Raw genomic sequence first — 15,913 nt, 5'->3', positions numbered from 1 at the left:
TCATGTCCCGAACTTGGCGAAAACCTGGGTGGAAGGACAGTCCGCGCACACCGCCGCGGACTGGCGGACGGCGAGCCGTGCGCGCAGGGCGGTTACGTCGTGCGCGGTGCGGATGTCGCGGGTGCTCATGGGGCTATGGTCGATGGTGAAGCTGCACGGCGCGATGCGGCCGTGCTCGTCGATAAAGATGGTGGGGCGGCGCGGCGCGCAATTGGCCACCGCAATCGCGCGGCCGCTGGCGCTGGCCTCGAAGCGCTCGAGGTAAGCATCGTGCGCGCACAGGCGCACGCCGCGCGCTGCCATGCGCGCCACCAGCGCCGGCAGCTGGGCGCGCAGCCAGGCCACGTCGGCGGCGCGCAAGGCGTGGCCGGCGTGGAACTGCGGACGGTCGCGGCCGCCGAGCTGGTTGAAGGTGATCTCGTCCACGCCCCAGTCCGCGAGGCGGTCGCACAGCGCCGGGAAGCGTTCCAGAGTGTCGTGCATCAGCACCGTATTGACGCGCAGCTTCGGCGTGCCGCCCGCGGCGCCGCGCCGCGCAACCAGGCGCGCGATGCCCTGCTCCAGCCGCCGCCAGCCACCGGGCCAGCCGCGCAGGCGTTCGTGCGCCTCGCCGACGTCGTCGATGCTGAGCGTCACTTCGTCGAACGCCGCGGCCATGGCCTCCACCACGCCGGGCCGATGCAAGGTGCTGCCATTGGTGGTGACGCTGATGCGCAGGCCGTGGCTTTCGCGCAGGCGCTGCGAAAGCGCGAGCACGCCCGGCCACAGCAGCGGCTCGCCGCCCAGCCAGCTGATCAGCATGTCTTCGCCATGAGCGCGGCCGTACGCGCCGAGCAGGGCGGCGAAGCGTTCCACCTCGGCCGGATCGGATTCCTGCCGCACCAGCCGCAGCCGCCGGTCGTACGCGCAAAAACCGCAGGCCAGGTTGCATAGCGTGCTGATGCGCCACAGCACGATCATGCGCGTACTCCCGCTGCCGGCCGCTGGTAATGCCGCCGGCTGAACTCGCGCGCAAAGCTGAGCAGGTCGGCCATGTCGCGCACTGCGTGGATGGCCCAGCCGGCCTCTTGCGCACGCAGCAGGTCCGCTTCCCAGGGCCGGCTCGTCGGCGCCAGATGCGCCGGCAACGGGGTGTACAGGTTCAAGGCCATGGTGCCGCCCGCGCGGCCCGCGGCCAGCGCACGCGCCGCGACATCCCAGCCGCTGTTGCCGCGCTCGTCGTTGGCGAACATGGTGGTGATGCCGTCGTCGGAGATATGCAGGATATGCACCGCGCGTTCGTGCGGCGCGCGCTGGGCGTAGGTATCGCGCAGGCGGTGGATGGGAAACGCCGTGCCGCCGCCGAAGAAGCCGGTGAGCACGCGCAGGATGTCGTCCTCCGAACGCACGAAGCCGCCGGTGTGCAGCACCTGCTGCTTGCCGCTCCACAAGGTGACCTGCACCCGCGCGCCGACGCGCAGCGCGGACAGCGCGATGATGGCGCCGGCGAGGGCCAGGTAAGAGGTGTGCGTCTGCGGATTGGGCATCGAGCCGGAGCTGTCGACGTACAGATCCAGGTCCACCGGCTCGCTGGCCGGATCCTGCCCCGGCGCATCGCCATACGCGCGCTGCACCGTGGTCAGCCCCGGAATCACGCGCGGCGACTGCAGCAGGCTCTGCATCCAGTCCAGCGCATCCAGCGGATCGCCCGCTTCCCACGGCTCCAGCCCTTCCAGCTGCGGCTCGAAGGCCTGCGGCTGCGGCCGCACCGGAAAGCGGATCAGGTGCGGCAGCGCGCGCTCGCGGTAGTAGCGCACGGCGATATCGTGATCGCTCAGGTCCAGGCCGGCGGAACGCAGGATCTCCCCGTACTCGAACGGCTCGCGCGCCTGGCCGCCCTGGCGGCTGAGCGCGGCCGGCAGCTCCGGCGGTGTCGGCGGCAGCGTCTCCGCTTCGCCGGTGATGCGCGGATCCAGCGCGGGATGCGCGGCCTGATCCAGCTCGCCGTCCTCGATGCGCTCCAGCCCCACCGGCTGGCTGCCCTGTCCGGCGTTGCGCGTATCCATCAGCACGTCCACCCGCCAATCCTTCACCGAGCGCAGCAGATGCGGCAGCAGCAGGGCGGCGAAGCGCGAGGCGCCATCCATCCATTCGCCGGCATAGACGCGCACCACGCGCGCGCCGAGCCAGGCGTCGCCGCGCAGCGCCGCGTCATCCACCGGGCCGCCCAGCGAGCCGGGCGCCAGCTGCCACAGCTGCTCGTAGATGCCCATGTAGAGCGTCCACACCGGCGTCGTCTCTGTCGACGTATCGCGTTCGGCCAGGCGGCGGTAGATATCGGCCATGCGCAGGCCGCACTGGCGCTCCAGGCGGTCGTTGATCAGCAGGTCGGTATAGAGGTTGGCCACCATCGGCGCCTGCGCTTCCAGCGTGGGCAGCGCATGGCGCAGGCGCGCGAGCAGGCGGGCGTGGTCGGTGGCGGTGGCCGGGGCCAGCACGTGGTGGCCGATCTCGTGCGCCAGGATTTCCACGGCGTGATCGGTCAGGCCCAGGCGCTCCACTTCCGGCAGGTCGATCACCACGCGCTGGTCGAACAGGCGGATCATCGCAAAACTGCCGAGCAAGCCTTCGGCCGCGGCATCCACGCGGCTCTCGCACAGGCGCGGATCGCGCAGGCGGGTGAAGCGGCTCCAGGCTTCCAGCGCGGCCGGCCATGCGGCCTGCCAGCGGGACAGCGTGTCGGTGGCAGGCCCCTCGCTCACGCGCGCGCCGGCACGATGCGCACGTGGTGCGACCACGGCGAGAAGAGCGCCACGCTGTCGGCGCGGCCCACCGCCTGCATGCGGTCGCCCGGCACAGCGAACGCGATCTCGCGTCCGCCCACGCTGCCGCCGCGCGGCGTGATCGCCACGCCGGGCGCCACGGCTGCGTCGGCCTGCGCGAACTCGTTCGCCGCCGCCGGCAACACCACCGCGCCGAAGGCATCGGCCATCAGCAGGAAATGGCGCCCCGCGCTCTCGGCCACGAAATGCCCGGCGCCGGCGCGAATGGCCGGCGGCACCGCGAAGGGGCCATCCATGCCGCTGAAACCGCCGAGCGTCTGGCCCTGCGCATCGACCGCGCCGATGGATGGGTTCCACCAGCGATCGGCCGACAGCCGTTCGCGCAAGCTCGCCCATGGCACGTCGGGCGCACCGAGCGCGGCCGAAGCCAGTGCCGGGTCCAGCCGATCGGCCTGCACCAGCGCCGGCTCGCGCAGGTGCGCCATGCCGGCGCGCCAGGCGCACAGCGCGCCGAGTGCGCGCAGCTCGTCAAGCACGGCGCAGCGGCCGGCCAGCGCGCGCATGGTGTCGATCCACTCTTCCACCCGCACGCCGCGCATGCTGCTCAGGCGCACGACGGCATTGGTCACCGTGCCCAGTGTTTCGGTGGGCGCCTGCGCGATCAGCCTGGCGATGGACGCAGCGAGCTGTTTCCACGCGCGGTCCACCCACGGCAGCCGCGCCTTCGGTCCGGCCAGTCCCTGGCCGACCAGGGTAAGGCCGATCTCGAACGCCGCCTCCACCGCCGCGCCGGTGGCCAGCGGATCCACGGCCTGCACCGCCCCGCACACTGCATCGAGCGTATCGCCCGCGAAGGCGCTGAAGGCCGCGGTATCGAACCCGGGCTGCTGATGCCGCGCCTCGGCCACGCGCTGGTTGAGCAGCGCGCGCCGCGAGGCCAGCACGCCGGCGAGCGTGTCGGAGACCATCAGCGCGCCTGCTGCCAGTGCAGGTAATTGGTGTAGCGCTGGTGCAGGTATTTGAGCTTCAGCAGATCGTCGTACAGGTGCCCGTAGAGCTTGCGGCCCTTCACCCGCTCCTCGATCAGCCGCTCGATGCGCACCAGCCGCGCGCGCGTCTCGCGCTCGCTCAAGCCGTCCAGCCCGTGCGCGAATTCCGCCGACAGCTCGCCCACCGGGTCGTTGCGGTCCAGGTCCAGGCGGTCGTATTCCGCGTTGGAGGCGTCGAACAGCCAGCGCAGCCAGCTCAGCCGGTCGGTGCGGTAGGCGGCGTTCTCGGGCAGGCCGAAGAACGGCGCGTCCAGGTCCGGCTGCAGCTTGTCGTTGAGCACGAAGGGCAGCACGTGGCGCACGTCGTCCAGCGCCACCGCCGCTTGGCCGCGGAAATAGGCCAGCGCCTTGGCGAAGACCAGCAGGGTGGTGAGGTTGCGCACCGACAGGCCGTTGCGGGTCTGGCAGCCCAGGTCCTTCATGCGGTCGCGGCCGGTGTCGGCGGCGGTGGCCTGCGCCCAGTCGGCGCCGGCCAGGCGCACGGTGTCCTTGGTGAGGTATTCGAACTGCGCGCCGGCGGTTTCCATCAGCTCGAACTGGCTGGCGAAGAATTCCACGCGCCGGCGCACGTCCTGCGGCACGTCCACCGCGCGGATTTCCTCGCCCAGGCGGTCGACTTCCGCCTCGGCGAAGATGATGTCGCGCGGCACCACTTCTTCCGGCCGGATGTTCTCCTCGATGCGCAGCAGCAGCTCGTCCAGGAAGCGCGGATTGAAGGCCAGCGCCTGCACCACCACGTCGATGCGGTCGCGCAAGGCCTCCACCACCTGGTAGGTGCCGCCGCCGCGGTCGTCGTTGGCGGTGAGGTACCAGGCCGACTCCGGGCATTCGTAGACGTGATTGAGGATCTCGGCGTAGTTGTCGCCCATCACGGTGAGCAGGGCGCTCTGCGTGCGGGTGGGGATGCGGTTGTACTCGTCGATGATCTTCACCCGCATCGACAGCCACTTGCGCCAGGCGATGCGGATATCGCCCATGTCCTGCGCCGCCATCAGGTCGGCCGGCAGCGGATTGCCGAGCAGGTCGGCGATGGTCATCTGCGGATGCCCGTGCTGCATGGCGCGGCGCACCTCGCGCACCGGATAGCCGGCCAGCACGCCCATCAGGATGGCGCTGGCCGTCTTGCCGCGCCCGGGGCCGCCGATGAACAGGCATTTGCGCCGCGCCGCGAAGGCGAGCAGCGGCAGCAGCACATAGCTGGAATAGCTCTGCGCCGAGGGCAGGGTGAGCGTGCGGCGGGTATCGCCCACCGCGAAGGTGGCGGCGGGGCCGTCGTGGTATTCGATGTCGTAGTGCGGGCTGATGATCGCGTTGTTGACGATCCAGAAATACGCCTGGCGCAGCTTTTCGTCGAGGCGGACCGGTTGCGCTTCGGCATCGGCCGCGGTGCGCACGGGCCCTTCGTACAGCTCCGCCACGTCGAAGTTGCGCGGCGCCGGCTCGGCGCGCGGATTGGTGGGCGCCTTGGACACGCGCTGAAACAGATTGAACGGCGACACTCGATCCCTCGCTGGGCAGCCATTCGCGGCATTCTAGAACGCGTGCCTGGCGGCCGTAAGTGCAGACCGGGGAGGCCGGGCGCGGCTTGCCATGTGACAAAGCCGCCAGTCCCGCCGCCGCGGGATAGCAACCTCGCCGTGGCTGGTCATAATGGCGCCCATGACGACGATTTACCGGTTCGGCGCATTCGAGCTCCATCCGCAGGCGCGCCAGCTGCTGCAGAACGGCGATCCCGTCGAACTCACCGCCAGCGCCTTCGACTGCCTGGCCTACCTGGTCGAGCATCGCGAACGGGCGGTGGGCAAGGACGAGCTGATCGCCGCGGTCTGGGGCAGCACCGAGATCAGCGACAACCTGCTCGCCCAGACCATCGTCCGCCTGCGCCGCGTGCTTGGCGACAACGCGGACGAGCAGCGCTGCATCAAGACCTTGCCGCGCATGGGCTACCGCTGGGTGATGGCCACGTCGATCGTGTCGGACGCACCGTGCTCGCCGGCCGCGGCGGGCGATGAGCCGGTGGTCATCGCGCGCCGCGCGCCATCGCCCCGGCGCCGCCACCTGCGCTGGGGCGTGGCGCTGCTGTTGCTGGTGGCCGTGGCCGGCTTCGGCGCATGGCGCTTCCATGGGCGCGCCAGCAAGGCTTTCCAGCGAGGTACCGCGGTAGTCCTGCCCGCGCAGATTCATGCACCGGAAGAGTGGGCGTGGCTGCGCCTGGGCCTGATGGACCTGATCGTCGGCGACCTGCGCGGCGCCAGGGTGCCGGTGGAAAGCAGCCGGACCGTGGTCAACCTGCTCGACCGGCCGGAACAGGGCGGCGCGGCGCCGCTTGCATCGTATGCGCTGGTGATCCAGCCCCAGGTGACGCTGGACAACGGCCGCTGGCATGTCCAGCTCGAGGCGAGCATGCGCGACGGCGGCGCCCTGCAGGCCGAGGCCTCCGCCGTCAACATGCTGAAGGCCGCGCACGAGGCCAACGCTCTCCTGCTCGCCCAGCTGGGCGCGAGCGATTCCGACCGCGTCGCTTCGGAAGACGACAAGGAGCAATACCTGCTGCGCATGGAGGCGGCGTCCTATGCGGGCACGCTCGGCGTGCTGCGCGAGCTGATCGACAACGCGCCGGCGGATCTGCGCACGACGCCGGCGTTTGCCTACGCCAAGGTCGCCTTCTACTGCGACCAGGGGGAGTACGAGGCATGCAAGACCGAATCGGCCAACCTGCTGGACCGCCTGCCGGCCAGGACCCAGCCGGTGCTGCGCGGAAGGACGCTGGCGAAGCGATGGTACGTCTACTTCCGCGAACACAAGCACGCGCAGGGGGCGCAGGCGCTGCTCGAAGCGATCAGCCTGCTGAAGCAGCAGAACAACACGGGCTATCTGGCCTATGCCTATGCGCAGCGCGCCGAGCTGCTGAGCATGGCGGGCCGCTTCGACGAGGCCCAGGCGGATTTCGGCGATGCGCGCGTCAACTATGCTCTGGCGGGCGACACCGCCGGCGTGGTGGGCATTGACGAATCGCTGGCGGAACTGAACATGCAGCACGGGCACTTCGCCCAGGCCGTTCCGGTGATCCAGCGTGCGGTCGGGCAATACGAACGCCTGGGCATGCGCCAGTATGTGCCACCGCTGATGACGGACCTGGTGATCTCGCAGAAGATGCTGCTGCAGCATGCCGATGCCTTCGCCAGCACGGAGCGGTACTGGCCGCTCGACAAACAATTTCCGGAATACACCGAGAACATCGGCCGCCATATCCTGATGTTCCATCGCGCCGATGCCCTGGGCGGCATGGGCCGCGCCGCCGAAGCCGGCGCGTTGCTGGAGCAGGTGCTCGCGCAGATCGATGCCGACCCCCATGGCGAGCCCGGCCTCAAAGCCACGGTATACATGTTGCTGGCCAAGCTCGCGCTGCAGCGTGGCGATATCGGCGGCGCGCAGGCGTGGATAGCCAAAGCCCTGTCGGGGCATCTGCTGGCATGGGACGGCGACCAGCGCGACACCGCCGATGCGTGGCTGCTGGACGCGCTGATCGCGCAGCAGGCCGGCGACGTGAAGGAAATCCAGCGGGCGCTGTCCGCCATGCAGGCCTGGGCCGACAAGCTTTCCTCCACCGACCGCGACGACTGGATCGCCATCCGGCTGCTGCGTGCGCAAGCCATACAGGCCCAGGCCGAGGGCCGCCGCGAGACGGCGCTGGATCTGCTGAAGCAGGCCATGAACCGGGCCAGCCGCTACGGCGTGCCGGAACTGATCGCCGACACGGGTCTGGCCTACACCCTGGCCCTGCTGGAAAGCGGCCAGGTGAGCGAAGCTTTCGTGATCAGCGGCCAGCTCTCCGCCTGGGGCCAGCTGGACTGGCGCGTGGCCTGGGCGCAGGCCTGCGTGTACCGCGCGATGGGACAGACCGAGTCGTGGAACCGCTACCAGCGCAAGGCGCGCGAGTTGGCGGGCGACCGCGTTTTGCCCACCCCGCGCCCGAAGGCTTGAGGCGGGGGCGCCCGCGGCTATGATGCGGGTGACGGGCAGGGGAGACAGTGATCCGGCATGATTTGCAGCGCAGGCGACAGGGTTTTCAAGCACCATGGATGAGCGAGGATCGGAAACCGGCCGGATGGCCGCCGTCTTCATCGCTTTGATCGCCCTGCTCACCCTGGGTGCGCTCTACGTTCCGCGCTTCGAAGGCGCCCCCGTCAAATCCAGGATCGTCACGTCCGCGCGGCCAGTGATGCCTTCGGTCGAGCTGTGGCTGAGCACCGAAGACCGCCGCCTGCAGCTGAAACCGCAGCCCGATATCGAGATGAGCATCCGCGGCGAGCAGGACGCCGACGTCATCATCGACCGCAAGACCACCTACCAGAGCATGACCGGCTTCGGCGCGGCCATGACCGATGCCTCGGCCTGGCTGCTGCAGAACAAGCTCAGCGTGCTGCAGCGCGCGACGCTGATGCACGAGCTGTTCGGGCCGCCGCCGAACCTCAACTTCAACATGCTGCGCCTGACCATCGGCGCCTCCGATTTCTCCCTGCAGCCCTACACGCTGGACGACGTGCCGTTCGGCCAGACGGACCCGGGCCTGGCGCATTTCAATATCACGCCGAATCTGCAGCAGGAGGTGATCCCGGCGGTGCGCGAGGCGCTGGCGGTGAATCCCGCGCTGCTGATCGTCGCCTCGCCGTGGAGTGCGCCGGCGTGGATGAAGACCAGCGAGAATTTGATCGGCGGCGAGCTGCTGGAGCAGTACGAGAGCACGTACGCGGATTATCTCGTCAAATATCTCGACGCCTTCCGCGGCTTCGGCATTCCCATTTTCGCGCTGACCCTGCAGAACGAGCCCAGCTTTACGCCGGTGACGTATCCCGGCATGGAGATGGGGCCGGAGACGCGGACGCGGATCGTCGCACAGTACCTGGGCCCGAAGCTGGCCAACCGCCGGCCTAAAACGCGCATCCTGGAATGGGATCACAACTGGAGCCACCCCGAGCAGCCGACCAGCGTGCTGAACAACGCCGACGCCGCGCGCTATATCGACGGCGTGGCCTGGCATTGCTACGAGGGCAGCCAGTACGCGCAGGGCGAAGTGCATCGCGCGTTCCCGCAGAAGGATGCCTACCTCACCGAGTGCTCCGGCGGCGACTGGGCCTCGAGCGTCAATGGCGAGCTGATCTGGTTCACGCGCAATCTGCTGGTGCTGGGCACCAAGCAGTGGGCGCGCGGCGTGATCTATTGGAACCTGGCACTGGACGAGAACCACGGCCCGCACTTCGGCGGCTGCGATCTGTGCAAGGGCGTGGTGACGATCGATTCCAGGACCGGCGCGGTGAGCCGCAACGACGAGTACTACGCCCTGGCCCACTTCAGCCGCTTCGTGCTGCCGGGCGCCGTGCGCGTGAAGTCCACCGACACCGATGCCGACAAGGGCATTGCCAATGTCGCCTTCCAGAACGAGGCGGACGGTTCGATCGTGCTGGTGATGGTAAACACCCATGCGGCGCCGCGCACCGTGACGGTGGCCGAGGGACCGACCCGCTTCGAGTACACCATGCCGGGGCGCAGTGTCGGGACCTTCGTGTGGAATTCGGACCTGGCCGCCAGCTGGATACGGCGGGCATTCCAGTGGCTGAAGGGCGCGCACCGCACCGGGCTGGCCGAGGGTGGGCATTCCGATCAGACCTGAGCGAATCCGCCATCGACGAAGAGTTCCGATCCGGCAATGTAGGAAGCATCGGAGGAGGCCAGGAACGCCGCTGCCGATGCGACTTCCTCAGGTTCGCCAACGCGACCGAGCGGCACTCGTGAGGCGAGAATTTCGAGGAAGGCCTGCTGGTCTGCCGGATTGACGCCTGCAAGCCCGAGCAGGAGAGGTGTCTTGATCGGGCCTGGGCTAATGACATTGACCCGGATGCCGCGCGATTTGAGATCCAGGGTCCAACTGCGGGCAAGGTTGCGTATCGCGGCTTTCGAGGCGCTGTACACACTGGATCCCGGCGCTCCCTTGCTGCCGGCGGTAGAGGAAACCAGGATCACGGATGCACCCTCTCTCAATAGGGGCAAGGCTTTCTGTACTGTAAAAAGCACGCCCTTCACATTGAGGTCAAAGATATTGTCATAGTGCTGCTCGGTGATGGAGCCGAGCGCAAGCTGGGAACCGCGCCCCGCATTGACGACCAGTATGTCGATGCGCCTGGCCTCCTTCTCTATGCGTTCGTAGAGACGGTCCAGGTCGTCGGAACGGGTCGAGTCTGCCTGGACCCCGCTGGCCATCGGCCCAATAGCCGCTACCGCCGCGCACAGTTCTGCCTGCTGCAGGCCGGTGATATAGACCCGCGCGCCTTCGGCGGCAAAGCGCTTGCCGGTGGCAAGGCCGATGCCAGAGGTACCGCCGGTGATGACGGATACCATGCCTTCGAATCTGCCGGACATGACCCTTCTCCTGTCGGTGGGTGCAGCCAATCTATGGAGATGGAGCGGGATATGAAATAGAAATAGTTGCAATCTGACTTAGTAAAAATGCAATTGGCGCAGACCTGCGCAGGGGTAAGCATGGAAAAGATCGTGGTATTCACCGGCGCCGGTGTCAGCGCCGAAAGCGGCTTGAAGACGTTCCGGGACATGGGTGGCCTGTGGGGCGAGTACGCCATCGAGGACGTGGCTTCGCCGGCTGGGTGGAAGCGCAATCCCGCAGTGGTCCTGGATTTCTATAACGAGCGCCGCAAGGCGGTGCTGGCGGCGCGGCCCAATGCCGCGCATGAGGCCATTGCGCGCCTGGAAGAGCAGTTCGACGTCGTCGTGGTCACGCAGAATGTCGATGACCTGCACGAGCGCGCCGGCTCATCGAAGATCATCCATGTGCATGGAGAGATACTGAAGGCCAGAAGCTCGATCGATGCTTCGCTGGTCCACGTACTGGACAAGCCCACGATCGAACTGGGCGAGTTGTGCGGGAAGGGCAGCCAGCTGCGGCCGGATATCGTCTGGTTCGGCGAGAACGTGCGGCATATGGATGAATGCGCCGAACATTTCGCCGAGGCATCGCGGGTGATCACGATCGGCACGTCGCTGACCGTCTACCCCGCCGCCGGCCTGGTCGAGAAAGCGCCATGGCGCGCCGAGAAATACCTGGTCTCGCCCGAGCCGCAGGAGATTCCCTACGGCTTCAAATTTCTCAGAGGAGCAGCGGCGACCGTCGTGCCCCATGTGGTGAAGTGCTGGCTCGAAGGGCGCAAGCCGGTGTAGGTCCGTACTACCTGGAGGCCGGCCGGGATTCCCGCACGCCACCCCGCACCGAATGCAGGCTGCTCACCGCCTCGTGCCGCGGGTAATGCGCGGCCGGCGGCCGCGTCACCGTGCGGAACACCGACTCCGGCATCACGTAGTAATAGCCCAGCTGGATCGCCTTCTCGATCAGGTCCTGCTTGGTCAGCACGTTGAACTTCTCCTTGAGGAAGGTCACGTACTGCTCCACCGTGCGCGAGGAGATCGACAGGAAATCGCCGATGCGCTTCGCCGTGGCGCCGCGCAGCATGTAGAACAGCACTTCGTACTCGCGGCGGGTGATGTCCAGGTCCGTATCGCCGCCGGCGATCACGTAGCTGACGCCGCCCGGCTGGTCCAGGTCGTTGAACACGCGCGGCGCATTGCTGCGGTAAGGGCCGAGCAGGCCGGTGTTGAGCGCGGACATGTCGGTGAGGTGGAACAGCACGCCGCAGGTCTGGGTTTCCAGGTCCACGAACGGCTTCTTGGTCACCAGGAAGGCGTTGATGCGGGCGCATTTCATCCGATAGACGTTGAAGGTGGTCATCGGCGTCTTGCGTTCCAGCACGTACTGGTCCTGCTCGCGGAAGGTCTGTGCATGCACCGCCATGTCGCCGGGCAAGTCGAAGTCGGTGAGGCCCGCGATCGGCTCGTCCGGACGCAGTCCGGCGATGGCTTTGAACTCCTGATTCGCGTAAAGGAAAATCGAGTGTTCGTCCTTGCAGCCGCAGGCGCCAGGTATCTGGTCGATAATGGAAGCTAATTGTCTGCTAATGGCTTGCGGCATGGCTTTGGCTCCTTGCGTATCGATATCAATGGCGTAATTACTTAATCGCCCGCGGCCTGTGCTTTATCCGAAATAAAGTGCGGCCGGTCGTGATCGTCCTTTTTCATCGGCGCAGGCGTTATACGCGGCAAAAACATCTGCGCCTATCTGTCATTTGTATTACGGCCAAATGCACAAACACCTTGTATCAAGCTGTTTCGCGCAGCATCGAGCGCCCGCGGCCTGCGCGGTGCAGTCGCGAGTGCCGGGCTCCGTCGAAGCCTCTCGTGTCAACCCTTCGGCAGGGGATGAAAGTAAACACGAAACCAGTTTCGGTTTCGTGACGTGATTAACCGTTGCTTTGTTTCCGCATTTCGCCGAGGCGCATTAATAAGATTAATTCCGAGCGCCTCGACAGATGCTTCACAAACGTATGTTGACTAATGAACATGCGGCCATTCGCCTTAATGAATTTGGCGACTATGACTAATGTCGGTGTGAATGCGGCGTGTAACGGGTGGGAGCTCCAGGGGTGCGGGTATTGAACCGTCACTCCGGCCCACTCCCCGGGGGAGAGGGGGATGTCGATTAACGCGAAAACCGAGCAAAGAGCTCGCGGCGCAGCCGCGGCGTTCCGCTGGTGCGCTTCTGCTCTTGATCTACCGGGTCCCCTTGGCGCCCTCAGCAGCTTTGCTGCTGAGGGCGCCAAGCAGGGTGCCCTTCTCTTTGCTTACTTTCTCTTGGGCACGCAAGAGAAAGTAAGTCGGGCCGCGGCAGCGGCACGAAACCCTCGCCAACGGCGAGACACTCAACCAGCAACGCAACAACCGAGCGAGACAGTCACTGGATGATTCGCTTCGCTCACCCCTTCGGGGCCGCCCTGCGGGCGTTCTTCGCGCTACGCGCTCGTCCGGCCTACGCCGGGATGGAAAATGAGACGGCGAGGCAAGACCGTTGCTCTCCCGCTGGGAGAGGGGTGAGGGTACGGCCGGAGCGCAACGGTGATGTGCGCAAAAAAACAGCTACCGCGATGGCCGATCGCGATAGCCGTCCTACTCGCAGCCCCCAACTGGACTGCCATGAAACCGCCACGCCCTCAGGCAATCGGCGTCGCCACACTATCGCTCGAAGGCGCCCGCAACGGCGTATGAAAAGCCGCCGGCGCAAAGCTGTATCCCGCGTAGCCGCTCGACACGATCTCGGCCAGCTTTTCACGATAAGCCGCCAGCCCGCCGAAGAAGAACAGCACCCGGTTCGGCCGGCCCTCGATATTTGCGCCGAAGATCCACGACTTCACTTGCGGGAACAGCGTGTATGCGGCCATGTGTTCGCACTGCACCGTCCACTCGTCCTCGGCCGTCGCATCGGTGTCGACCGTGAGCTGGCCCAGCTGCTCGGCGCGGCCCACCAGATGGGCGATCCAGTCCACCTGGGTCTCGATCGCCGGCGCCAGGTTGCTGAATACGCTGTTCGGCCCCAGCACCATGAAGAGGTTGGGAAAGCCGTGCACGCTGATGCCGAGATAGCTGCAGGGCCGGTCGCCCCAGTGGTCGACCAGCAGCTTGCCGTCGCGGCCGGCGATGCGCATTTCGCGATAGCTGCCTTCCACGCATTCGAAGCCCGTGGCATAGACCAGCACGTCGAGGTCGTGCTGCTTGCCGTCCGCGGTGCGGACGCCGCGCTTGTTGACCTCGGCGATCGGGTTCGCCTTCAGATCGACCAGCTCGACGTTCGGCCGGTTGTAGGTCTCGTAGTAGCCGTCGGCGCAGACGGGGCGCTTGGCGTAGGGTTCCCGCGGCGAGAGCTTCGCGGCCGTGGCCGGGTCGGTGACGATGGTGGCGATCTTCTCGCGGATGAAATCGCAGGCCGCCTCGTTGGCCGCCGGATCGATCGCGATATCGCAGAACGTGCCGAACATGAAGCGGAAGCCGTTGCCGGCATCCCAGTGCTCCTGGAATACGCGGGTGCGCTCCTCGGCGGACACCGACATGGCCGCCACGCCGGCTTCGGCAAAGCCGCAGGCGATGCGGGTCTGGCGCAGCTGGTCCCAGTAGCCGCCGAAGTTGGCGCGGTACTCGCGGATGAAGTCGGGCGACAGCTGGTCGTTGCCGGCCGGCACGCAGTACTGCGCCGAGCGCTGGAACACCGTCAGGTGCCCGGCCACCGCCGCTGCCGCGGGAATGAACTGCACGCCGGTCGAGCCGGTGCCGATCACGCCCACCTTCTTGCCTTCCAGCGACAGGTCGTCCGGCCACGCACCCGTATGCACCTGGCGTCCCTCGAAACGATCGAGGCCGGGGAGATTCGGCTTGTTGAGCTTCGACAGCACGCCCACGGAGGTGACCAGGTAGCGCGCCTCCACCACCTCGCCGTCGCTGGTCTCCACGGCCCAGACGCCGCGTGCCTCGTCGAAGGTCGCCGCTACCACGCGGGTGTTGAAGCGGATCAGCGGGCGCAGGCCATGCCGATCCACCACGGCATTCAAATAGGCCAGCATCTGCCCCTGCGACGCGTACTTCTGCGTCCAGTTCCAGCCATCGTAGGTTTCCTGGTCGAAGGAATACCGGTAGACGAAGCTCTCGGTATCCGAACGCGCACCCGGGTACCGGTTCCAGAACCAGGTGCCTCCCACGCCGGCGCCCTTCTCGAAGCCGCGCACCTTGAGCTTCAGCTCATTGCCCAGCTTGTGCAGCGCATAGATGCCGGCAATGCCGGTGCCGATCACGATGGCGTCAATTGCGGGTTTCCGATCGATGTCCACGACATAACCTCCTTGAGAATGGCTTGGGTCCTGCGTACGGCACGGAAAAGCTTGGCCTAGCCGTTGCGCGGGGAGCGCTCGGCAACGGCGTTGTAAGTGCGGGTGATGCGGTCGATCTCGGCGGCCTTGTCGGCGCCCGCCGCCGCGGCCAGCGAGCGCTCCGCCGCATCGCGGTCGCGGTTGGCCTGGGCGATGCTGCTGGTCGGTGCCTGCCGGCGGATCTCGTAGTCGCGCAGGCCTTGCACCAGGTCGGTGCTGGCGGCCAGCGTGTCGGCCAGTTCGAAGCCATCGACGATGGCCTGCGAACCGCCATGCGCGCCGACCGGATACATCAGATGCGCCGAGTCGCCCAGCAAGGTCACGCGGCCCTTGCCCCACCACGGCAGCGGCGGCCGGTCGACCATGGCCTGCCGCAGCACGGAGTCGCTGCCGGCCAGCATCGCCTGCAGGTCGAACGTCTCCATGGTCCAGCCGGCGTAATGGGGAAGCACGTCCTGCGCCGACATGCGTTCGCGCGACCACACATCCGAGCTCGACGGCAGCAGTTCGTCGGGAATCATGCAGACCCAGTTGACCTGCGCCCGGCCCTGCTGCGCATGCCGCGCGGAAATGGGGTAGGCGATCAGGCGCCGCTTGCTGCTGTCGTTGGCGACGATCATGGTCTCGCCATCGAAGAACGACGGCAGCTCGGTCACGCCGCGGAACATCTGCAGCCCGCCGGAACGCACGGCCATCGCCTCAGGATGCAGCTGGCGCCGCACATTGGAATGAATGCCGTCCGCGCCGATCAGCAAGTCGCCGGAAATCTCGTCGACGCCCAGCGCCGCACCGGACGCCAGCCGCACTGTGACCGTGTTGTCCGATTCGTAGAAGGCGACCACCCGGGCGCTGCCGATCACGCTTTCCGGCCCGAGCCGGTCGCGCACCGCATACAGCAGCATGGCTTGAAGATCGCCGCGATGCAGCGAGTACTGCGGAAAGCGATGCCCCGCCGCCGTGCCGCGCGGCTCGCTGCGGTGCTGCCGGCCGAACTCGTCGAGGTAGGCGATGGCGCGCGTGCGGATGCCGCTGCGCTCGAACTCGTCGCCCAGTCCCACCAGGCTCAGCTCCGCCACCGCCGCGGGTTGCACATTGATGCCCACCCCGACGCGCTCGATGGTCGGTGCCGATTCCAGCAGGATCACGTCGCGGAAGCCCGCCGCATGCAGGGCGAGGGCGCAGGCAAGGCCGCCGATCCCTGCTCCGGCGATAAGAATGCGCGGCTGTTGCGCGGACGACTTCATGCAATCCCCTCCCAGGGCAGGCAGCGGTTGGAACCGGGCGCCGA

At 67.2% G+C, this 15,913-nt stretch carries 11 protein-coding genes; 3 read left to right on the top strand and 8 right to left on the bottom strand.

Annotated features, from left to right (window positions below; genetic code table 11):
* The 4 genes from FHW85_RS19170 to FHW85_RS19155 are packed head-to-tail and all read right to left on the bottom strand — an operon-like array spanning nt 1 to nt 5,310.
* Nucleotides 1-960, bottom strand: coding sequence for a radical SAM protein (locus tag FHW85_RS19170; RefSeq protein WP_168649334.1), 960 nt, complete (start codon nt 958-960; stop codon nt 1-3).
* A complete protein-coding gene (locus FHW85_RS19165) occupies nt 957-2,741 on the bottom strand; it encodes a VWA domain-containing protein (protein WP_168649333.1) in 1,785 nt (594 codons plus the stop codon). Before FHW85_RS19165 ends, FHW85_RS19170 begins: the two co-directional genes overlap by 4 nt.
* Entirely contained in the window at nt 2,738-3,730 is a 993-nt protein-coding gene (locus FHW85_RS19160; protein WP_168649332.1) for a hypothetical protein, read from the bottom strand. Before FHW85_RS19160 ends, FHW85_RS19165 begins: the two co-directional genes overlap by 4 nt.
* Nucleotides 3,730-5,310 carry a MoxR family ATPase gene (locus tag FHW85_RS19155; RefSeq protein ID WP_168649331.1) on the bottom strand — a complete coding sequence of 527 codons (1,581 nt, stop codon included), beginning with the start codon at nt 5,308-5,310 and terminating at the stop codon, nt 3,730-3,732. Before FHW85_RS19155 ends, FHW85_RS19160 begins: the two co-directional genes overlap by 1 nt.
* Nucleotides 5,311-5,470: 160 nt before the next feature.
* Between FHW85_RS19155 and FHW85_RS19150 the strand changes: the two genes are divergently transcribed.
* Together FHW85_RS19150 and FHW85_RS19145 are read left to right on the top strand one after the other, a co-directional pair.
* Nucleotides 5,471-7,795, top strand: coding sequence for a winged helix-turn-helix domain-containing protein (locus FHW85_RS19150; RefSeq protein ID WP_168649330.1), 2,325 nt, complete (start codon nt 5,471-5,473; stop codon nt 7,793-7,795).
* Nucleotides 7,796-7,919: 124 nt separating this feature from the next.
* The gene (locus FHW85_RS19145) at nt 7,920-9,482 is read left to right on the top strand and encodes a glycoside hydrolase family 30 beta sandwich domain-containing protein (RefSeq protein ID WP_246866818.1); all 1,563 of its coding nucleotides are present in this window, start codon (nt 7,920-7,922) and stop codon (nt 9,480-9,482) included.
* Here FHW85_RS19145 and FHW85_RS19140 read toward each other — a convergent pair.
* The gene (locus FHW85_RS19140; protein ID WP_168649328.1) at nt 9,473-10,228 is read right to left on the bottom strand and encodes an SDR family oxidoreductase; all 756 of its coding nucleotides are present in this window, start codon (nt 10,226-10,228) and stop codon (nt 9,473-9,475) included. The genes FHW85_RS19145 and FHW85_RS19140 overlap by 10 nt on opposite strands.
* 120 nt (nt 10,229-10,348) lie before the next feature.
* Between FHW85_RS19140 and FHW85_RS19135 the strand changes: the two genes are divergently transcribed.
* Nucleotides 10,349-11,041: a Sir2 family NAD-dependent protein deacetylase gene (locus FHW85_RS19135; RefSeq protein ID WP_168649327.1), complete on the top strand. Its 693-nt coding sequence runs from the start codon at nt 10,349-10,351 to the stop codon at nt 11,039-11,041.
* Nucleotides 11,042-11,048: 7 nt separating this feature from the next.
* Here FHW85_RS19135 and FHW85_RS19130 read toward each other — a convergent pair whose 3' ends face one another.
* From FHW85_RS19130 to FHW85_RS19120, 3 genes are all read right to left on the bottom strand, one after another.
* Nucleotides 11,049-11,846 carry a LuxR C-terminal-related transcriptional regulator gene (locus FHW85_RS19130; RefSeq protein WP_168649326.1) on the bottom strand — a complete coding sequence of 266 codons (798 nt, stop codon included), beginning with the start codon at nt 11,844-11,846 and terminating at the stop codon, nt 11,049-11,051.
* Between the two features lie 1,075 nt (nt 11,847-12,921).
* A complete protein-coding gene (locus FHW85_RS19125) occupies nt 12,922-14,586 on the bottom strand; it encodes an NAD(P)/FAD-dependent oxidoreductase (RefSeq protein WP_210427859.1) in 1,665 nt (554 codons plus the stop codon).
* A 56-nt stretch (nt 14,587-14,642) separates the two neighbouring features.
* Nucleotides 14,643-15,869, bottom strand: a complete 1,227-nt coding sequence (locus FHW85_RS19120) for an FAD-dependent monooxygenase (protein WP_168649325.1) — start codon at nt 15,867-15,869, stop codon at nt 14,643-14,645.
* Nucleotides 15,870-15,913: the final 44 nt, after the last annotated feature.

This window comes from Dyella sp. SG609 (assembly GCF_012275375.1).
Classification (GTDB): Bacteria; Pseudomonadota; Gammaproteobacteria; order Xanthomonadales; family Rhodanobacteraceae; genus Dyella_D; species Dyella_D marensis.
The sequence above is the reverse complement of the archived record's forward strand: the minus strand, read 5'-3'. Positions and strand labels throughout refer to the sequence as shown.